Source organism: Neobacillus sp. S1227, assembly GCF_055385255.1.
In genome coordinates this window covers 3,066,858-3,086,687 of the sequence record NZ_AP038276.1, presented here as the reverse complement: position 1 = coordinate 3,086,687, position 19,830 = coordinate 3,066,858, and the positions used below count along the sequence as shown (strand labels likewise).

Sequence of the window (19,830 nt, the reverse complement as noted above, 5' to 3'; positions counted from 1 at the left end):
CAAATCCATTATGATGAATGGAAAATTACCTTCATACCTTCATCTTCTCAGGTAGACTCTGTATCGACTGCACCACTAAATCCAGCTTTGATTCAATCTTTTTAATCGGTCTTCTTAGTAATTATTTTCCAGTACACTTAGAACCGTCCTTATGACATTTTTTAAGGAACAAATACATCCATTCAATTAAATTGGAAATAAATAAATAGGAATAATTGTAGATGTGGAGGAACGAAGATGAATGAAAATCAAACGGAAAAACTGAAGGGGACTGGTGAAAGTTCAGATTCCTTAACGAATCGTCAAGGTCATCCTATAACAGATAACCAAAATATTAGAACAGTAGGGAATCGGGGACCATCCACACTTGAGAATTATGATTTTATCGAAAAAATTTCTCATTTTGATCGCGAAAGAGTGCCTGAAAGAGTTGTTCATGCACGCGGAGCTGGTGCGCATGGATATTTTGAGGCTTATGGAAAAGTAGGTGATAAGCCCATTGCTAAATATACAAGAGCCAAGTTGTTCCAGGAAGCTGGAAAACGCACACCAGTTTTTGTTCGTTTTTCAACCGTGGCAGGTGCAGCGGAATCTCCGGAAACCGCACGTGATCCTCGAGGCTTTGCAGTTAAATTTAATACAGAGGATGGGAATTGGGATCTTGTCGGAAATAATCTAAAAATATTCTTTATTCGGGATGCGATGAAATTTCCAGACATGATTCATGCTTTTAAGCCCGACCCAGTCTCTAATTTAAGTAATCCTGAACGAATGTTCGACTTTCTTTCCCGTACCCCCGAAGCCACCCACATGGTTACTTTTCTATTTTCCCCTTGGGGAATTCCGGCCAATTACCGTCAGATGCAGGGATCGGGTGTCAATACATACAAATGGGTTAACAAAGACGGTGAGGCGGTGTTAATTAAGTACCATTGGGAACCGTTGAAACAAGGAATTAAGAATCTTACCCAAAAGGAAGCAGAGGAGATCCAAGCTAAAAATGTAAGCCATGCTACCCAGGATTTGTATGAGGCTATTGAGCGCGGTGATTATCCGGAGTGGGAACTTTGCGTTCAAATTATGAGTGATGATGATCATCCTGAGTTGGATTTTGATCCATTGGATGATACAAAACTATGGCCGACAGACAAATTTCCATTTTTAAAAGTCGGAAAAATGGTTTTAAACAAGAATCCAGAAAACTACTTTAATGAAGTGGAGCAGGCCGCGTTTGGGACAGGCGTATTGGTCGATGGATTGGATTTCTCGGATGATAAGATGCTTCAAGGCAGAACATTTTCTTATTCCGATACACAGCGCTATCGAGTAGGCACGAACTATTTGCAACTTCCGATTAATGCACCGAAAAAGCGTGTGGCAACTAATCAGCGCGGAGGCCAAATGTCCTATCATGTGGATCTCGCCCCTGGGCAAAATCCTCATGTCAATTATGAGCCTTCCGTGATTGGAGGATTAAAGGAAGCCGAGCAAATTGGTAAAGTCCATGAGCCGCACTACTACGATAAATTGGTTCGTGAAAAAATTGACCGCACCAATGATTTTGGACAAGCTGGAGAGACTTATCGCAGCCTAGAGGATTGGGAAAGAGATGAACTCATCAGTAATTTGGTGGACGCACTTAAAGTTTGCCGACCTGAAATTCAAAATAAAATGCTTGAATATTTCACGAATGCTGACGAGAATTATGGAAGACAAGTCAAAGAAGGTTTAGCCCAGGCAATGAAAATGAGTGAGGATTCCAACAATACCAGCTCAGCGGCAGCAGATGAAGCAGCCCACAAAGCAAAACAGATGGGACAAGAAGCAGATCCTTATTAATTTTTATACCGTGGGGAAGCGATTATGAGCGTAAGCATAATGTCATTTAAATAATATAGAAAAATTCACCGATTGGCGAGCCAAAAGCGAAGACAGTGGTGTAGTTTTTCTTAATGCGATCAGAATTTATGGGAATAAACTCTGATAAAAAAAATAATCCACCCTTGAGTTAGCGCTCAGGTGGATTACCTTCTACCAAGCCGGCTCCCTGAGAGGGAACCGGCTATTGCTGGACCGGACATGTTGTTGCATGTTCGGTATTTTTTTAAGCTTTATACTTTTTTATTATAACTGATAAAAAATGAAACTATTAATATAGATACAAATTTTCACGCCGGCCTTATGGTGATGCATGAGAACAGTCCCAGTGTATCTTTATTTTTTCCTTATTACACCCTTTTTCACTAAATTAATTAGCGTCCCTTTGTTTTTATATTTTTGATAAGCAATTAACCTATTCAAATCTTTAACGGTTAACTCAGTCGGGGCTATTGCCAATTCGAATTCGTCCTTAACTTTATCGATTAAAGAAAGGGCATACTCCACCTGTTTAGAAGTTAATTTATAATCATCTTCACCCGCATTTTGTTTTTCACTGACTTTTTCCGAAACAACATTTTCAATTGCCGCAGCGTGCTCTCTCAGTTTTGCATTTATTAATGCCTCCACATCAGCGTGGCTTATGGGCTGTTCCTTTTGTTGGGGCTTATTTTGATTCGAATTAAATAATTTATCTATGATTCCTTTAATCAATATTTCCACTCCACTTTCATAAGAGTTCTCATATGTATCACATTTTGATAGGATATATCTTCCATTCTATTATGAAATAAGTACTATCGAAATGACAATACTTTTGTTGAAATATGGGGATGTTTCTTTAGTCTCACATTCTAGTAAAAACGAAGCGCGAGAACCGGAACACACGCATCTTTTGTTTGGGCCAAACGCACTATTTGTAGTATAATGGAGAAAATTGCAAATTTTGGAGCGGGTGTTATGGCGATTACGATTCCTGAAACTATTCGATCATCTGCCACGACGGGAGAACGGTTATTTTTTCGAACTTTAAAAACTTATCTTCCAGATGATTATATAGTGTACTTCGAGCCTGAGATACAAGGGAAAAGGCCTGATTTTGTGATTATAGGTCCTGACCTAGGCATCGTTGTGCTGGAAGTGAAAGATTATACAAAAAATACACTCTTTCAACTTAATCACGATGAATGGCATATTGTGACGACTTCCGGCGATCAGGCGGTTATTAAAAGTCCAATGAAGCAGGCTAGGGATAATATGTTCCATGTTGTGGATGTCTTGAAAAAAGATAAAAACCTTATTCAATTGGATGGAAGATACAAATTTCAATTAAAATTCCCATACGGCCATGGTGTTGTTTTTACGAGGATGTTTTCAAAGGATTTTGTACAAGAGGGGCTTTACACGGTTATTGAACCTCACCTTTGTTTGACAAGGGATGAAATTGACCCGGAGAAGGAAGGATTTTCAGAAGAGATTTTAATGGAAAAGATCCTGAATATGTTTGTTGTCCCATTTCGCCTTAGGGAGCCACTTTCATTAGATGATATTAATGCCATTCGTTATCATTTATTTCCCGAGGTCCGAATCAGTGCTGAATTTAAGGCGCCTGTTCCATACCAGGATCAGCTATTATTATCTCTGCATCATATTAAGACAATGGATCTTCACCAGGAAAATTTGGCCAAGCAAATTGGTGATAAGAATCGTCTGATACGTGGAGTTGCCGGCAGCGGGAAAACAATTATTTTGGCAAGCCGGGCGAAAATGTTGTCCAAACAGAATCCGGATTGGAGAATCCTGATCCTCTGCTATAATATTTCACTGGCCAATGCCATCCAGCAAATGATTACCCATATGCTGAATGAACCGGAAGATCTTTTCGATTTTGACCCAAATGTAAAAACTGTGCAAAATCAAAACATCATAGTTCGTAACTTTCATTCTTGGTTAAGGAATGATTTAAAAATAAGGGAGCAGCTGCTGCCTGAAATTATGGAAAAAATCGAGCGTAAGGAAGCGATTCTTCCAACATATGATGCTGTTTTGATAGACGAAGGACAGGATTTTGAAGCGGATTGGCTAAGGCTCGTGAGCTTGCTCATCAACGCTGATACTCAATCACTCTTATTAGTAGAAGACAGGGCACAGACCATTTACAAACGTAAACGCTCTTACCTTCAAGACACAGGTTTGAGTTTCCAAGGACGTTCAAAGGTGTTGTCGATCAATTATCGAAACACCCAACAGATTGTCAAGTTTGCCTGGGATTTCTACCGTGAACATTCCATGTTTAAAAATAAAGTCGTCAATCGCGAATTAGAGGGGGAAATCATTGCCCCGCAAAGCACAAAGAGAAAAGGACCAGAGCCCGGTATCCTAAAGGCTGGGAATTTTTTTGATGAGATGAGACTTGTGGCCCGACAAATTAAAAAGCTGTATGAAGAGCGAAAAGTAACTCTTGATGAAATGTTAATTCTATACCGGGTGAAACGAACACATCAGTATCCGATTATTGATATTATTAAGCGTTTTTTATCTGAAGCGGGTTTGCCGTTTTACTGGATTACGGAAAATGATATTTCCAAACGTTCCTATAAAAAAGATGATGGCAGAGTTAAAATTAGTACCATCGACAGCAGCAAGGGACTGGATTTTCGTGCCGTCTTTATTGTCAATGTAGATTCGATGCCATTTCCACTCGAAGAGGATAAGGAGAGGGAGGTTTCGCTCCTCTATATTGGGATGACAAGAGCCAAGGAGTATCTTTGCTTGTCCTATTCGGGGGAATCGGAGTACACGAAATATTTGGATCAAATTCTCATGTTAAGAAACCAGAAGCGGAATGGGATGGAAAAGGTCAATTAATTTAAGAATGTAATAGGACGGTTCTTTGGCCTCTTTTTCTAGTGAAAGTGATGCACGAGAACCGTCCCGTGGATCTTGTTAAATGGTTAATTTTTCCACTTCGCTAAAGCCAGCCGTTTTTTTGAATTTCATATTATGTTTGAAGTTCTGCATGGAATCAGAGCAGTCAATGTGTTCAAAGTTAAGTTTGTTTAATGTTCTTTTATCGATTTTTACAGAAAGGATTGTCATCTGTCTTTGATATCCTGTTATGGAATCCAATATCGTATCAGTTGCATGGATATAGACTGTATCTAATGGTAGAAGGGCAAACATATCCCGGGCGATTCTTAAAACACAGCTGCAGACGTAATCCTGCTGGATATCAAAATATTTGCTCTTTGGCATAGGTTTTACAGATAATTTACCGGTTTTGGTTAAAGATAGCTGTTCTTTTGGAACTACTGTATCACTTTGGACGTCAAACTCTATTTCCATTACTTTTGGGTTTTCGGCGAAAAATTCAAAACCGCTGCCAAATTCAGTAAGGTCATCGAATGGTTCAAATTCTTGAATGACTTCAAAGTATGTATCAATATCACCCTCAATGACTTTTGTTGCTATTCTAACGTCTCTTTCCCACGAGCAGTATTCCTCGTCATCTTTTTTTCTTGCTTCCATTACTTCTTTTTGCAGCTTTTCTAGCTCTTTCTCCTGTTGTCCAAACAATTTTGCCACTAAATTTGGTTTGTAATGATGGAATTTTTCAATTGCAGCATTTTCATGGGAACCAATTTCTCCTTCATTTTTTCGAAAAGGCGGGTTTGTACTCCTCACTTTGATCCAATTAATCGGATCATCTGCTTCCTTATGAATGGAATGTATTCGGTCCAATGTATTTTGATAGGCATCAACCGCAAGAGCAGCTTGTTCTAGTTCATTTAGTCTAGCAGCTTCCTTTTGTCTTACTTGGATTTCCCTTTGTCTACTGTATGCGGGTGTTCTTCTGCTTTTTCCACCGGTGGAAGTGTAGTATATTCCTGTATTAGGAATACTTGCAGTAACTCTGCTCCCGCCTCTTGAATTAACACTATATCGTAATCCCTTTACACCGGCGCTTACCCCAATACTTTTAGTACTAACATTCAAACGAACTCCTGGAGCAATCTTGAAACTTTTCCTAAAACCAAAGCCCATCGTTACATCCCTCCCTCTATAAATGTTGATTTATCAACGGTTTGACCCGTTGGTGGAGTGTCGATAAAATATTTTTCGACACGAATCCTAATAAATTTTTCATATTATGTGAAACTATTCCAATGTATGGGTACGCTACGCGGTCACTACTGGATAATGATGGTAAGTGGTGCTCTGGAATTATGCAATGCACAATGGATCTCTGCGTAGCTTATGATGACGTACCCTCCCATGTCTCTGGGCATCTAAGTGCCTACATTCCTTCGTTCGGTCTAGTCATAAGGCAGAGGCTAGCGAAGCTCCTTTAGGGACTCGAGGTCGGATGGGAAAAATATTGCCAGCTTCTCCGTGTCATCCTGTTGTCTAGGTCTATAAGGGGATGTAGACTTTACATAGCCTCTGCGAGACTAGGAATATCCTTCATCATTCGCTGTGCGTCAAACGCTTTGTGCTTTGTACTTATTCCATGTAAGACTTTTAATAGTTTTCCGCATAGAACCACAATAGATTGCTTCTTCCGTAACGGGTTAACCTTACGGTTATTGTAATATTCATGCAGCTTTCGAAAGGCTTCATTATGGCGAACCATTGGCATCATTACTCGGAAAAGGAGGGCACGTAGCTTTCTTCTTCCCCGTTTGGAGATATGTTTTTGCCCTTTGTGCTGGCCGGAAGAGTTTTCACGTAAAGTTAATCCCGCAAGTTTAATGATTTGGCGTGGATCTTCATAGTGTGAAAAGCTACCGATTTCAGCCAACAAATCAACGATAGTGGTATCGCCCAGTCCTTGAACCGTTGAGAGCCATTCGTATTCTACAGACGTTTGTACAAGCGTGACTAATTGCTGTGTAATGCTTTCAATTTCTTGTTCCAACTGGTTGTAACGGCGAACGAGCGTGGCAATTTCAATACGGGCCATCTCACGTCCTTCTGTTACTCCGATGGAGTTAGAACTGACTTCAATAAGTTGTAGTGCTTTTGGTCGTTGTGGAGATTTTAGCCCCTCAACCTGTCGGTAAAGTGATAAGACTTCATCGGGTTGCTTTTGAAAAAGATCACTTGGAATTGGAGTACATTCAAGTACAGCCAGAGCCATTTTGCCGAATGACGGAAACACCTGAGTGAATTCAGGGAAATAGCGATCTAACCAGCGAATCATCATGTTTTTGACAGCACCTAATTCCTCTGTCAACTTACCTCTAAATGTTGACCCAACACGAAGCTCCGCCTCAATGGCTTTCAAAATACGTGGATAACTAAAGCGTCCATCTTTTATGAGACGAGCGATCACCAGCGCATCTTTGCGGTCATGTTTGGTTGGTAAATTGTCGTCCAACTCTTTTGAGCGCTTGACGTGCAAAGGATTAACCATTGCGAGGGGAATGCCTCGTTCCTCAAGGAAATAAGCTAAATTAAGCCAGTAATGGCCAGTAGGTTCAATCCCAACGATGACTTCTGTTTTTTCGTGTTCTTTCATCGCAGTTAGAATACGATGATAAAAATGCTGGAAACCATCATTAGACTGTAATATAGAAAATGATTTTTGGAGCACTCGCCCTCGATCATCTACAAAGCAGGCGAAATGTTTTCTCTTCGCAATATCGATTCCGACAACGAGTGTTTTTTCAGTGACTTGATTTATTTTATGGTTTTGTTTAAAATCCATATGGAGTCCTCCTTGGTTAACAAATTAGGGGTCAATTTCTGCAGATTTTGACACCCCGTATCATACCAAGAGGGCTCTTTTTTGTTCAAGTCCCCGAAAATCCTTCTAACAGGAATGCTCCTTTTTATAAAGTATATCAAAAAAGGGTTGCTAGGAAAAAGGTCCGTACGGAACCACCTAAAACATCGATATAAATTTTATTAAATGAATTAAACCTTTAATATAGCCTGAATGTTAATTGCCAGATACCTCCTATTGATTGGTGGTGTCTGGCAATTTTTTTATTAATCTATAAAATTAGGTTTTCAAATATTTAGCAGTTTGTTACCATTATAATGGTAAAAAAGATAGAAAGGGGTCGAGGTTTTGAGTAAAAAAGTTATACTTATAACTCTATCATTCATTTTATTGTTTGGCAGTTTTGTATCTGCTCATTCCGGGAGAACAGATTCGAATGGGGGACATAATTGCAGCGACAAATCAAAGGCAAAGGGATTGTGTACCGGTTACCACTACCATAATGGAGGAGGTTCAAGTTCCACTGGCAGTTCTTCAGGAAGTGGTTCAGTAAACATAAATGATAAAGATTGTTCAGATTTTGCCTCCTATGATGAAGTTGTGGCCTACTGGAATTCAAAGGGATATTCTGCAACTTATGACCCAGAAAACTTGGATGGATGGGGTAACGGCAAAGTAGATGATGGAATTCCTTGTGAAGCACCTGGTGGCTATGATTTAACCAAAATAAACAATAGTACTCAACAAATACAATATCAACAGGATCAAAAAGACATGGCTAATGGTGAACAGCAGGGATATTCACAGGGGGTGAATGATGGATATCAAGAACTGGCTAATAATAGTGCCGCATCCAGTGGTTCCCAAGCTTTTAAAAATGGATATGCTACAGGCTATAATAAGGGCTTCGAAGAAGGTAAGCAAAAAGTTACAGTAGAAAAAGAAAATGCAAGAAATGCCGGGTATGCCTTAGGCCAACAGCAAGGCAATTTAGAGATACCCGCTATATACTCTTTACATATCGGTTTAAAAAGTGCCTTTGAAGATGGGTTTAATAATGCCGTTATTGAACGGGTCGAACAAAAAAAGCAAGAATATAGTAAGCAAGGTTACAACGATGGTAAAAAAGATGTTCGCTCTTCACCTCAAAATGTCGAGGAAATATACATAAAAGCTTATGAAGACGGATATAAAAAGGCCCAACAAGAATTGAAAGATAAGTATATAGAACAAGGATATGAAGCTGCTTTTACCATGGTATCTTATAAATCACCAAACCTCACAAATAATAAATTTGTCCAATGGTATAAAGAAGGGTTTAACTCTAATAAAGAGGTACAAAAAATAAAGGAGGCAGCTCTTGCTTTAGGGAAAAATGGAGAAGATTTAATTATTCCAACGAGTTACAGTAAAGGCGAGAAAATATATAAGCATTATTATCAAAAGGGTTTAAAAGAGTATGAGGAAAGACAAAGTACAAACCAAAAAACAGCAGCTGGAGGACTTAGTATAGTTGCGCTTGCATGGTTAGGGAGAAGATTTTTTGTTGCAAAAAAAATGATCAGCTAAGGGGGACTTTTTATGAGAATTTATAAAACAATATGCCATAAAGTGGAAGATTTATTTGTTAAAGTTTTATCTAAAAACCAAGATCCATCCATTGTAAAAGATAAGGTTAGTTCCTACCGCAATAAGCAATTAGGCGATAAAAAACTTAAGATATAAGAACTTCTTTCGTACATTTTTATATTATTAGCCATAATTAATCGGAGCCAGAGGAATGTTCCCCTGGCTCATTTCCTAAAAATGTATCCAGAACCATTTTTCTGGTTCACTCCTAATCATCGTGATTCACAAAATCGGTGACAGAAGGCGGGATATGGATTCTTTGAATCGCACGAAGCCGGATCGTTCCTGGTATTGTGAAAGGGTTAGTTCGGAGCTATGATTGCAATCTTCTACGAATAAATCAGACAAATCTTGAGCAATCTTTTCATCATAGATCAGGGCATTGACTTCAAAGTTTAGCCTGAAGCTTCGCATATCAATGTTAGTGGTCCCGACAGAGGCTACCTCCTGGTCCACCAATATCGTTTTGGCATGTAAAAACCCATTTTCATATAACAAAATCTTCGCACCATATGACAAAAGTTCACCGGCATAAGCCAAGTTTGCCCAGTACACAAAGGGATGGTCAGGCTTGCTGGGGATCATGATCCGAACATCTACCCCGGATAGTAAGGCGATTTTGCAGGCATCCATAAAGCTGCTATCAGGAATAAAATAGGGTGTTTGGATATAGACACTTTTTTGCGCTGACATGATCATCTTCAAATACATATTTTTCAAATGTTCGGTCGTAGAGTTCGGACCGCTGGCGATAATTTGGATGGCACTGCTTCCGCAATGCCGCTCCTGATTCATAGTATAGGCTTCATGGTTGATTGTTTCTTGGTTGGTTGCCTGCTTCCAATCCAGCACGAATCTCCCTTGAATATGATTGACAGCCTCACCTGTGATTCGAAGATGGGTATCGCGCCAATTTCCGAACTTTTTATCCAGCCCCAAATATTCATTACCAATATTGAATCCGCCAATATATGCAATTTCGCCATCAATAATACAAATTTTCCGATGATTCCTTGTATTAATCCGAAAGTTGATTAATTTTAAAAAGGAAGGAAAAAACACTTCCACTTCGCCGCCGCACTCGATCAGTTCCTTGAAAAAGGAACGATTCATCCGCCGTGAACCCACTTCATCGTAAAGAACACGAACCCGTATCCCTTCCTTTGCTTTCTTTGTCAGTTCATCCCGCAGCCTTACCGCCAAGGAATCACGCTGAATGATGTAATATTGCAGATTAATCTCGATTTTTGCATTTCGAATATCTTGAAACAACGCGTCGAACTTGTCTTTTCCGTGATGAAAAATCGTTACATCATTATCGTTCGTAAGCAAGGCGTTCGATGATTTCATGTTCATTTTAATAAGATCCCCGTATCTTTGAAGCAAAGGGTTATGTAGAAAATCAGAACGGGTTAAGTGGCCCATCTGCAAATTTACAGCTTCATTTAAAAAACGTCTCTCTTCTTCTGAAAGTTTATAGAAATTCTTTTGCTTTAATTGGCGGCCCAAAAAGATATAGACCAAAAACCCTAGAATGGGCAGAAAAAATAAGACCAAAAGCCAGGCCCAGGTAGAACTGACATCCCGTCTCTCAACAAAAATTACCACAATGGCAAATATTAAATTCAAAAAAGTAATTAGTGCGATGAGTATCGTATTAATATTCTGTATTTCCATGGTACCTCTCCAGCGCCAAGATCCTTTATTTCAAATATATATAAAAGTTTCAGCAAAAGCCACAGAGACGGTTCCCATGGCTTTTTCTTTTTGGAAAAAGAGCCGGCTGAACCGCCCCTGTACCCTGCAGTCTTATCAAAACTTCCTAGGGAATTGTTTCACAATGGCAAAGGTGATGGTGTCCGCCATTTCTAAAGCTTCCAACTTAATCTTATCAAATACTGCAATACTTTCTCTAAAATTTTGTTGAAGTATTAGTACAGCTTCCCTTTCAGTAAGGGCCAGATGTTCGAAAAACATTTTTTGGAATTCTTTTCTTGATATAAAAGGATTTATTCTACTTAGGAATTCTGCAATTTCTGCGCCATTGGCGTACCATCTTCGCTCTGCATCTGTCACAGCTCTTTGATTGCCTGCTTTCGCAGCTGTAACCAGTTCTGCTGCAATAACAAGGTGCGCTCTTATTAAGTTGGCGAACTGTGCGGCTATTTTATTTCCATAGAAAGGCTTTAATAAATTTCCCATATCTGTAGCATTCCGGAGAAGCCGTGCGGTATTGGTGTCTAAATCAGGTAAATTAAATGCGATGCTATTGATTGTCAATCTTGTCCAATATACGTGCTGTTCCCAAACCAAACGCATAGAACTTTTCAAACGATCTTCCCGTTCACTAATGCCATCAGTGTTGAACCACGGATTCATAGTCTCACCCCCAAACACTCAAACTCAGTTTCAGTATATTCCGATTGTAAAAAATTGCTTGTACAATTTAGAATGCAATGTGACGGTTCATTTGCCTCATTTTCTAATAAAATTGAGGAACGAGAACAGTCCCGTGCCTGAAAAATGCAAAACTTTACTTTTGTTCTGAACAAAAACCTATTATAGTAGTAGATGGAGATAAATAATCATTTATAAAGTGGAAGACTTATATATTTTTGTAGGCAAATGGGAATTAGCATCAAGAAGTTATGGGAATATGGAGGCAAATTGAAAATGTTGAATATCCGTAATGTTAAAATGGAAGATCTTTCTGAGATTACTATCATTGAAAGCCTGTGTTTTCCAATAGAAGAGGCTGCGACGAAAGAAGCATTTGAAAAACGGATTCGTTTAATACCAGATACTTTCTTTGTGGCTGAAAGGAAAGGGGCGATTGTTGGGTTTGTTAATGGGCCCGTAATCGAAACACCTTTTATCACAGACGACTTATTTCGAGAAATCAAGGCTAATCCACTGACAGGCGGACATCAAAGTGTTCTTGGAATAGCGGTTACTCCGCATTTTCAAACCCGCGGTGTAGCGGCAGCGCTTCTTGCTCATATTGAAGAAGCAGCGACTGCCAAAAAACGTGAGACCATCACACTTACTTGTAAAGAAGACTTAATTCGCTTTTATGAAAAATTTGGCTATGTCAACATGGGTGTTTCAAAGTCAGAGCACGGCGGTGTAATTTGGTACAATATGGTTAAAATATTAACCTTATGATTGAACTCTATTTTAATGGAGAGAATGAAACGTGGGGACGGTTCTGTTGCATCACTTTAGTAGATAAAGTGAGGCGCGAGAACGGTCCCCATGCCTCATTAGCTAAGGAGTGTTGAGCGTGGCACGTGTTTTGTTTATTAATGGCGGTTCTGAAGGACATGTTAATCCGACTCTTGGAGTTGTGCGGGAGCTTGTTTCGCGGGGAGAAGAGGTCGTATACTTTACGATAGGGGCTTTTCGAGAACGCGTGGAGAAGACGGGTGCTACCGTAAGAACGTTTGATGGAGAGAAATTTATAAAAGCTTTTATTTCTGGTGGAAGAAAATATTTACTCGAAAGAATCAACGGTCTCTTGCGGACGGCAGATATCATGATTCCTAGTGTTCTAGAGCAAATCAAAGGGAAACAGTTTGATTATATCATTCACGATTCCATGTTTGGCTGCGGACGAATAATAGCCCAAATTCTGAAACTTCCGGCCGTTAATTCTTGTACTTCTTTTGCACAGACAAAAGCATCATTTGATCAAATGCTGGAACATCTGTCGCAAAATATTCCAGCTGAAATTCAGGATGAGTATCAGAACCTCACAAAAAAAATACTTGAAAAATATGATGTGGAGATCCATTCTCCTTATGAAGTTTTTTGTAACCCGGCACCACTTACAATCGTTTATACAACAAGGGAGTTTCAACCTTTTGGAGAAACATTTGACCATTCTTACAAATTTGTGGGTCCATCGATCTTTTTACGACCAATGCAAGAAAATTTCGAACTACCTGTAATCCAGGGAAAAAGCCTAATTTATATTTCACTGGGTACTGTCTTTAACGAAGCAATAGATTTCTATAAACTTTGTTTTAAGGCCTTTGGAAACACTGAACATACTGTGATCATGTCTGTTGGGGAAAAAACGCAACTCTCCGATTTGGGGGAGGTTCCTAAGAACTTCATTGTGAAAAATTATCTTCCACAAACAGAGGTATTGAAATCCACAAGGGTTTTCATCACCCATGGCGGTATGAACAGTGTTCATGAGGGCCTCTATTACGGGGTTCCGCTTATTGTTATCCCACAAAGCGCGGATCAGCCGATCATTGCCGGGCAAGTTGCCAAACTCGGAGCCGGTATTACACTACAGATGCAAAACCTGACTGCAAATCAATTATATGAAACTGTGGATCAAGTATTAAAAAAACCATCTTTCCAAAAAGCTGCTGAAAGCATCGGAGAATCTTTTCAAAAATCGGGTGGATATCACCAAGCTGTGGATGAGATTTTCAAATTTAATAATTGACATATGGGGACGGTTCTTTTTGCCTCTTTTTCTAGAGAAAGTGGGCCACGAGAACCGTCCCCGTGTGTCACTTAGTGAGGTGACTTTTGGATGAGTACTAAAGATCAAGTTTCTGTGAGCGGCCATAAAGATTATCAAGCAGAACTGGAGCGCTTGGAATTTACGAAGGAATATATCCGGACCGTTTTGGAAATTTCGAAGGGGAATAGAGAATTTTTCGTTGAAAATATGAGGCAATCCTTTGCTGAACTGAATTCTAAGGACAGCAGTACGAGCTACACCGATCTCCTCGCGAATGCCAGCTTTCTAGAATTAGCGGAAAGTGAATTGAAAAGGCTGGAGAGCGTGATTGGCAAACCATATTTTTCAAGGATTGATTATACTAGCGATAGTACGAAAAAAGAAGAAATTTTGTACATCGGTAAGGTGTCACTGTTTGACCGGGTGACACAGCAGCCCATTATCGTGGATTGGAGGTCCCCGATTGCCAATGTCTATTATGATGGAAGGCTCGGTGAGGTTTCCTATGAAGCCTACGGGGAGACCCAAACAGGTTATTTATCTTTAAAGAGGCAATATGACATTGCAGAGGGATTATTAAAGGAAATCAGAGACATCGATTTAACCACACACGATGAACTATTGCAGAAATCTTTGTCAGGTAAAGCGGACAATCGTTTAACAGAAATTGTGGCGACTATTCAAAATGAGCAAAATGAAGTGATTCGGGCATCACTGAAGCACCCCATCATCGTTCAGGGCGCGGCCGGAAGCGGGAAAACAACAATTGCACTCCATAGAATATCCTACTTTCTCTATACCTTTGGCTTTCAATTTCCTCCAGAAAAATTAATGATACTCGCGCCAAATCGATTGTTTATAGATTATATATCTGCCGTCTTACCGGAACTTGGTGTCAACAAAATCAATCAAACCACCTTTATCGATTTTATGAGAAGCTGCTTGGGGCAGAAAATAAAACTTTTTTCACCTAACTCCAAGTTGATGAAACTCCTTGAAAATAACGGATCCAATAAATCGATGCAGTGGGTTTCCAGTTATAAAGGCTCACTTGAATTTAAAGAATTAATCAATAGATATATCAAGGAATTGGAAAACAATCTTGCCCCAGAAGAGGATTTTGTTATCGAAATTTCCACGCTCATGAAAGGGAAAAAGCTTAAAAGACTATTTTTAAAAGAATATACGTATTTACCCATTTACAAAAGGCTTGGAAAAATAAAAAACCTTTTAGAAGATGATCTAAAAAGGAAAAAATCCATTATGTTATCAAAACTGAACAAGAAATACGAAGAAGCACTCGAAAATGTCCTTTATAACTGGAGGCAGGATGCCGAAAAAAGAAAGCAAAAAGTGGTCACCTTAATGGAAAGGAAGGAACAACGGAAAAAAAGGATCGAACAGGAGGCAAAAGTCGCTGTAAAAAAATATATGGATGCATTTGATATGAAAGATATTTTCACCTTATATCAGGAACTAATGACTTCTCCAGATTTGCTTCATAAGCATTCCAATACTCTGACTGAACAAGAATGTAAGGTTCTCAGTAAATATTGTCAGCGAATCTTTGAACGGGGGGCATATGAGCTTGAGGATTTAGCCCCGTTATTTTATATGAAGGCAAAGCTTGAAGGCATCGATGAAAAATATAAAATGCGCAGTATTTTCATAGATGAAGCACAGGATTACAGCTATTTTCAATTTGCCGCATTAAAAGAAGGGTTTGAAACAGAATTGTTCACCATAGTGGGTGACTTGGCACAAGGCATTCACTCCTATCGCGGCTTGAATAGCTGGACACCGGTATTGAAGGAGATCTTCCCAAATGCCAATTATCAAACCTTACAAAAAAGCTACCGGACAACCGTGGAAATCATGAATTTGGCAAACGATATCCTGATGCTGATTGATCAGGACTTGCCAAAAGTGGAACCCGTCATTCGGCATGGCCAAAAGCCGAGCTATAAAAAAATAGATCCTGAGAATTTGGAACAGGTAAAGCTGCTGCTGGAACAGGATATATCCTTACTCAAAAGTGAAGAACTGAACTCCATCGCGATTATTGGCCGTACCGATAAGGAATGCCAAAGAATTCAACAATTATTGGAAAATACCCAGCTTCCAATACAATTATTAGAAGAAAAACAAGAAATGAAGAAGGGTCATATCGTCATTTTGCCTTCTTATTTATCAAAAGGCTTGGAGTTTGATGCCGTTTTGCTAGTCTGCATAGAAGAGCCTTACACACAAGCGGATCTGGACATCAAATTGTTGTACGTCTCGATGACAAGACCGATGCACCGATTATATTTATATGGTAAAGAACCGTCAGACTTTTTATTAAATAGGGCTGAGTCTTTGCATTTTGAAAAGTGAAGCACAGGGACGGTACTTCTGCCTCATTTTCGCCAGAAAATGAGGCAAGAGAACCGTCCCCATGCAACACCTAAATTAAAATCTTTTTCTTTTTGAAGAGCTAAGAATTCCTATTTCTTCCCGGTATTTTGCGACAGTGCGCCTGGAGATTAGTACTCCATTTTGTTCTAGTTGTTTGACAATTTCTTGATCGGACAATGGTTTTCCTTTGTCTTCCTCATCAATCATTTTTTTAATTTGCTCCTTAATGGAAGCGGATGATTTCGTTTCCAGCTCACCAACACGGTTAATTCCTTTCGTAAACAAGTTTTTCAGATTAAAGAGTCCATGCTTTGTTTGAATATATTTGTTGCTGGTGGCACGGCTGATTGTGGATTCATGGAAATTCAATTCCTCTGCAATATCAGTTAATGTCATTGGTTTTAACCCACTCATTCCATGCTGAAGAAATTCTTTTTGTTTTTCTATAATGGCTTTTGTAACCTTGTAGAGGGTAAGTTTTCTTTTTGCTAAACCATTCATTAAAATCATGACTTCATTATATTTTTCTTTTAGATATTTGCTCGCTTCTTCTGAATCATTATGGTCCAGTGAATTTTTATAGCATTCATTTATTGATATAGTTGGAAGAAAACGATCGTTAACAATAATCATATGCTTATTATTTATATTTTCTATTATTACATCAGGAATGATATAGTGTGTCACTTCATGATAAAAATTGTTACATGGACGAGGATTTAAGGATTTAATATAGTCTGCTGATTCCTGAACTTCATGTACTGTAACATTATACATTTTTGCTATTCTTTGATACCGTTTTGCTGCTAAATCTTCTAGGTGGTTTTCAATAATGTGATAAGTTAATTGGTTACTATGTAATTGAAAATGCATTTGTAATAGAAGACATTCTTTAAGATTTCTAGCACCAACACCGATTGGTTCGAAAGTTTGTAAGATATTAACAGTTTTTTCTACATCGTCTATAGGAACAGAAAGAATATGTGCAATAATGGCTGAATCCATTTCTAGAAATCCATTATCATTTAAGTTTCTAATAAGGAACTTTAAAATGTCTTTTTGTAAAGAAGTGATGTTAGGTATAGTGATGATTTGTTCCAAAAGATGTTCCTCGAGCTTTTCTATTTTAGAATAGCAATGATTAATTGGGTTGTAGTCTTTATCGCGGTTGAATTTACCTATTGATTTGTAACTTTGTGCAGTAAAATCGTTCTGGGAATTTTCTTTTACAATTAATAGTGGATTGTCAAGCTCTTGTTGATGTAAAAATTCCACCAGTTCAATAGAAGAGTATTGTAGGATATTGATTGATTGGTGCAGTTCAGGCGACAAATTAACCTGTAACGTTTGTTTTTGATTTACTGCCACTCCAAATTGCATATTTTCACCTGCTTTTTTTGTAGGTTATACTAAACTTGTTTGCTTCAAAAGAATATCTTTGTTTAATTTTTCTACGAGGACTAAAAATGCATTATGTAAGGGCTTACAGTGATTTTGTAATGAATAGTTTCCAATTTAAATCGTACTTACTTAATAACAATTTAAACAACCTGGGATGTTTCTAGAAGAAGAAATTTAATAATAGTAAATTTGATATGAAAATTTATTTTAGTCCATATATTTATTTTTTATTTGTTATTCATAAAGATAATGGGAAGAAAATTATTTGTCAATTGGAAATCATAATAATTTTCTGAATTAATGCTTTTACTCCTTTTTAAATTAGAGAATTTTCAATAATACAAAACGTGTTTACGACATTAACTAGAAAATGCAAGGGTGATAAAAACATCATTGATGATGAAATACATCAAAAATGATGTTTTTATACATCATTTTTGAAAAAATACAAGAAAATCGACATTTGGATTTCTTAATACTTTAAATATAATAAATAACTAAGAGTACATCTAGGTCATATTTTTATTCCTTAAAACTAATAGATTCATAAGTGTTAAAAAAATGGCATGATTTTTGCAAGTAGTTATAGTGAGTGTAGTTTCCGTCACACTTTAAAATATTTAATATTATCGGAGGAGGATTTTTATGAAATTAGGTTTATTTTTACAGTCAGTTCATCCCCCTGAAAGGACTATGTATGATGCTACGCAATGGAATCTGGAAGTTATTAAAGAAGCAGATTCATTAGGTTATGAGGAAGTTTGGATTGGGGAGCATTTTACATTCAAATGGGAACCAATTCCTTCTCCTGATTTGCTCATTGCGCAAGCACTACGTGAGACGAAAAGAATTAAATTGGCTCCAGGTGCCCACATATTACCTTTACATCATCCTGTAGAACTTGCTCACCGGCTTGCCTACTTGGATCATTTAGCTCAAGGAAGACTGATGGTGGGAGTTGGGGCAGGTTCCGTTCTAACGGATCAAACTTATTTTGATATAGATATGGCAGCAGGGGAACATCATAGAATGTTTGCTGAGGCCTTAGAAATTATCTTGAAAGTTTGGACAGAGGAAGGTCCTTTTGAATATAAGGGGCAATTTTGGAACGTTAACCAGCCAGGGTACTCAGCTGAAGGACGATTAGGACCTCATATTAAACCATATCAAACGCCCCACCCTCCAATTGGAGTTTCAGGTATGAGTAAAGGATCAGGAACTCTGAAAAAGGCAGGACAGTATGGTTTTATCCCGATGAGCTTTGGTGGTGTTGACAATAGTATCGTTGCAAGTCACTGGGATGCTATTGAAGAGGGTGCGCAACTGAGCGGAAAAACGCCAGACCGTCAAGAATGGAGAGTCTCAAAAGATGTATTTGTTGCAGAAACAGATGAAGAGGCTTTTGAACAATCGATCAATTCTTGTATGGGAAGAGTTTACAAAGAAATGTTTATACCACTTTATGTCCCGGATAAAAAAGTGAGTGCTGAATATTTGATCCAGACAAATGGACTAATCGGTTCAGTTGAAACCGTAGCCAAAAAACTAGACGCACTTTATGAGGAAATAGGTGGCTTCGGTACCCTTCTAGTTACAGGATATGATTACACGGAGCAGCCGGAAGTGTGGAAAAAATCGATGAAACTGCTTGCGGAAGAAGTCCTTCCTCGTTTGAAACATAATCGTAAACAGTATTTCACAATTTCCTAATTTTGGAGAAATCGAAAAAACATATCATTCTGCAATTTAAAAAAGTTAAGGGATATAAATAAATGACAAAAGAGTGAAATAAATATGGAGATTAAACGATCTGAAGAACTCTATGATGTGCCTGATTTAGTTTTTTCGAGATTTTGCGATAGTGAATATCAGGTTAATAAAGGTGTTTATAATACTATAGATCAGTGGTTTTATCATATGGGGATAAAAAGCATAACATGCCGGAGAAAAACAATTATTGAGTTTTTTCATTTTATTCAAGCGACGGAAGAGTGTAAGAAGGTTAAATTCGGAAATGGCGGTTTAATATCAAGGCTTCAGCAATTTTGGGAAACAAGTGAACATTCAATGGCTCTTATTGATTCGAATTGAAAGAGCTTTGAAACCGTATAGATAATCAAAGTTACTATGTTCACGTGGCAAAGAGCGATTTATCTTAATTTCGCTCTTTTTTTATAGAATTAAGCTTAGTTTTGAAATCGATGCTAATAGAAAATAGTGGGACCTTCATAAGTGGCATAATGTAGAAAATCTTGTGGTCGATTAACAAATTAATTGCATGATGGAAACATGCATCAACAATGCATAAACACTT

Annotated in this window: 15 protein-coding genes; 9 read left to right on the top strand and 6 right to left on the bottom strand. The window is 38.3% G+C overall.

The annotated features are described in order from the left end of the window. Positions 1-237: 237 nt before the first annotated feature. Complete coding sequence (locus tag ACZ5AE_RS15510) at positions 238-1,839, top strand: catalase (RefSeq protein WP_464565279.1); 1,602 nt, start codon at positions 238-240, stop codon at positions 1,837-1,839. Between the two features lie 375 nt (positions 1,840-2,214). On the opposite strand, the gene ACZ5AE_RS15505 is transcribed toward ACZ5AE_RS15510, so the two are convergent. Then, positions 2,215-2,601 (bottom strand): ABC transporter ATP-binding protein, encoded by a 387-nt coding sequence (locus ACZ5AE_RS15505; RefSeq protein ID WP_464565278.1) that lies wholly within the window; start codon positions 2,599-2,601, stop codon positions 2,215-2,217. A gap of 237 nt (positions 2,602-2,838) precedes the next feature. On the opposite strand from ACZ5AE_RS15505, the gene ACZ5AE_RS15500 reads away from it, so the two are divergent. Further along, positions 2,839-4,746, top strand: coding sequence for a 3'-5' exonuclease (locus tag ACZ5AE_RS15500; RefSeq protein ID WP_464573640.1), 1,908 nt, complete (start codon positions 2,839-2,841; stop codon positions 4,744-4,746). Between the two features lie 78 nt (positions 4,747-4,824). On the opposite strand, the gene ACZ5AE_RS15495 is transcribed toward ACZ5AE_RS15500, so the two are convergent. Next, positions 4,825-5,922 (bottom strand): DUF4236 domain-containing protein, encoded by a 1,098-nt coding sequence (locus ACZ5AE_RS15495; RefSeq protein WP_464565277.1) that lies wholly within the window; start codon positions 5,920-5,922, stop codon positions 4,825-4,827. A 388-nt stretch (positions 5,923-6,310) separates the two neighbouring features. Next, positions 6,311-7,588, bottom strand: coding sequence for an IS110 family RNA-guided transposase (locus tag ACZ5AE_RS15490; protein ID WP_464565276.1), 1,278 nt, complete (start codon positions 7,586-7,588; stop codon positions 6,311-6,313). A gap of 366 nt (positions 7,589-7,954) precedes the next feature. On the opposite strand from ACZ5AE_RS15490, the gene ACZ5AE_RS15485 reads away from it, so the two are divergent. Continuing rightward, positions 7,955-9,175 (top strand): YHYH domain-containing protein, encoded by a 1,221-nt coding sequence (locus ACZ5AE_RS15485; protein ID WP_464565274.1) that lies wholly within the window; start codon positions 7,955-7,957, stop codon positions 9,173-9,175. A gap of 12 nt (positions 9,176-9,187) precedes the next feature. Continuing rightward, positions 9,188-9,331 (top strand): hypothetical protein, encoded by a 144-nt coding sequence (locus ACZ5AE_RS15480; RefSeq protein WP_464565272.1) that lies wholly within the window; start codon positions 9,188-9,190, stop codon positions 9,329-9,331. A 126-nt stretch (positions 9,332-9,457) separates the two neighbouring features. Here the strand turns inward: ACZ5AE_RS15480 and cls are convergent, their stop codons facing one another. Both cls and ACZ5AE_RS15470 read right to left on the bottom strand, forming a co-directional pair. Beyond that, entirely contained in the window at positions 9,458-10,912 is a 1,455-nt protein-coding gene (gene cls / locus ACZ5AE_RS15475; RefSeq protein WP_464565271.1) for a cardiolipin synthase, read from the bottom strand. Between the two features lie 135 nt (positions 10,913-11,047). Beyond that, complete coding sequence (locus ACZ5AE_RS15470) at positions 11,048-11,614, bottom strand: acetylglutamate kinase (protein ID WP_464565269.1); 567 nt, start codon at positions 11,612-11,614, stop codon at positions 11,048-11,050. A 294-nt stretch (positions 11,615-11,908) separates the two neighbouring features. Between ACZ5AE_RS15470 and ACZ5AE_RS15465 the strand changes: the two genes are divergently transcribed. The 3 genes from ACZ5AE_RS15465 to helD all read left to right on the top strand — a co-directional run bounded on the left by ACZ5AE_RS15465 (position 11,909) and on the right by helD (position 16,094). Then, the gene (locus tag ACZ5AE_RS15465) at positions 11,909-12,400 is read left to right on the top strand and encodes a GNAT family N-acetyltransferase (protein WP_464565267.1); all 492 of its coding nucleotides are present in this window, start codon (positions 11,909-11,911) and stop codon (positions 12,398-12,400) included. Positions 12,401-12,518: 118 nt separating this feature from the next. Beyond that, on the top strand, positions 12,519-13,697 hold the full coding sequence (locus ACZ5AE_RS15460) for a macrolide family glycosyltransferase (protein ID WP_464565265.1): 1,179 nt from the start codon (positions 12,519-12,521) through the stop codon (positions 13,695-13,697). A 90-nt stretch (positions 13,698-13,787) separates the two neighbouring features. After that, complete coding sequence (gene helD / locus ACZ5AE_RS15455) at positions 13,788-16,094, top strand: RNA polymerase recycling motor HelD (protein WP_464565263.1); 2,307 nt, start codon at positions 13,788-13,790, stop codon at positions 16,092-16,094. 75 nt (positions 16,095-16,169) lie between these two features. Here helD and rpoN read toward each other — a convergent pair whose 3' ends face one another. Further along, complete coding sequence (gene rpoN / locus ACZ5AE_RS15450; RefSeq protein ID WP_464565261.1) at positions 16,170-17,495, bottom strand: RNA polymerase factor sigma-54; 1,326 nt, start codon at positions 17,493-17,495, stop codon at positions 16,170-16,172. Positions 17,496-18,161: 666 nt separating this feature from the next. On the opposite strand from rpoN, the gene ACZ5AE_RS15445 reads away from it, so the two are divergent. Both ACZ5AE_RS15445 and ACZ5AE_RS15440 read left to right on the top strand, forming a co-directional pair. Further along, positions 18,162-19,226, top strand: coding sequence for an LLM class flavin-dependent oxidoreductase (locus tag ACZ5AE_RS15445; RefSeq protein ID WP_464565259.1), 1,065 nt, complete (start codon positions 18,162-18,164; stop codon positions 19,224-19,226). An 84-nt stretch (positions 19,227-19,310) separates the two neighbouring features. Further along, positions 19,311-19,607 carry a hypothetical protein gene (locus tag ACZ5AE_RS15440; RefSeq protein ID WP_464565257.1) on the top strand — a complete coding sequence of 99 codons (297 nt, stop codon included), beginning with the start codon at positions 19,311-19,313 and terminating at the stop codon, positions 19,605-19,607. The last annotated feature ends 223 nt before the right edge of the window (positions 19,608-19,830 follow it).

Bases quoted from the DNA above. Each gene is read 5' to 3' on its own strand.
- ACZ5AE_RS15445 (WP_464565259.1), top strand. From the start codon at position 18,162: ATGAAATTAGGTTTATTTTTACAGTCAGTTCATCCCCCTGAAAGGACT.
- ACZ5AE_RS15470 (WP_464565269.1), bottom strand. From the start codon at position 11,614: ATGAATCCGTGGTTCAACACTGATGGCATTAGTGAACGGGAAGATCGT.
- helD (WP_464565263.1), top strand. From the start codon at position 13,788: ATGAGTACTAAAGATCAAGTTTCTGTGAGCGGCCATAAAGATTATCAA.
- cls (WP_464565271.1), bottom strand. From the start codon at position 10,912: ATGGAAATACAGAATATTAATACGATACTCATCGCACTAATTACTTTT.
- ACZ5AE_RS15495 (WP_464565277.1), bottom strand. From the start codon at position 5,922: ATGGGCTTTGGTTTTAGGAAAAGTTTCAAGATTGCTCCAGGAGTTCGT.
- ACZ5AE_RS15440 (WP_464565257.1), top strand. From the start codon at position 19,311: ATGGAGATTAAACGATCTGAAGAACTCTATGATGTGCCTGATTTAGTT.
- ACZ5AE_RS15510 (WP_464565279.1), top strand. From the start codon at position 238: ATGAATGAAAATCAAACGGAAAAACTGAAGGGGACTGGTGAAAGTTCA.
- rpoN (WP_464565261.1), bottom strand. From the start codon at position 17,495: ATGCAATTTGGAGTGGCAGTAAATCAAAAACAAACGTTACAGGTTAAT.
- ACZ5AE_RS15480 (WP_464565272.1), top strand. From the start codon at position 9,188: ATGAGAATTTATAAAACAATATGCCATAAAGTGGAAGATTTATTTGTT.
- ACZ5AE_RS15465 (WP_464565267.1), top strand. From the start codon at position 11,909: ATGTTGAATATCCGTAATGTTAAAATGGAAGATCTTTCTGAGATTACT.
- ACZ5AE_RS15500 (WP_464573640.1), top strand. From the start codon at position 2,839: ATGGCGATTACGATTCCTGAAACTATTCGATCATCTGCCACGACGGGA.
- ACZ5AE_RS15490 (WP_464565276.1), bottom strand. From the start codon at position 7,588: ATGGATTTTAAACAAAACCATAAAATAAATCAAGTCACTGAAAAAACA.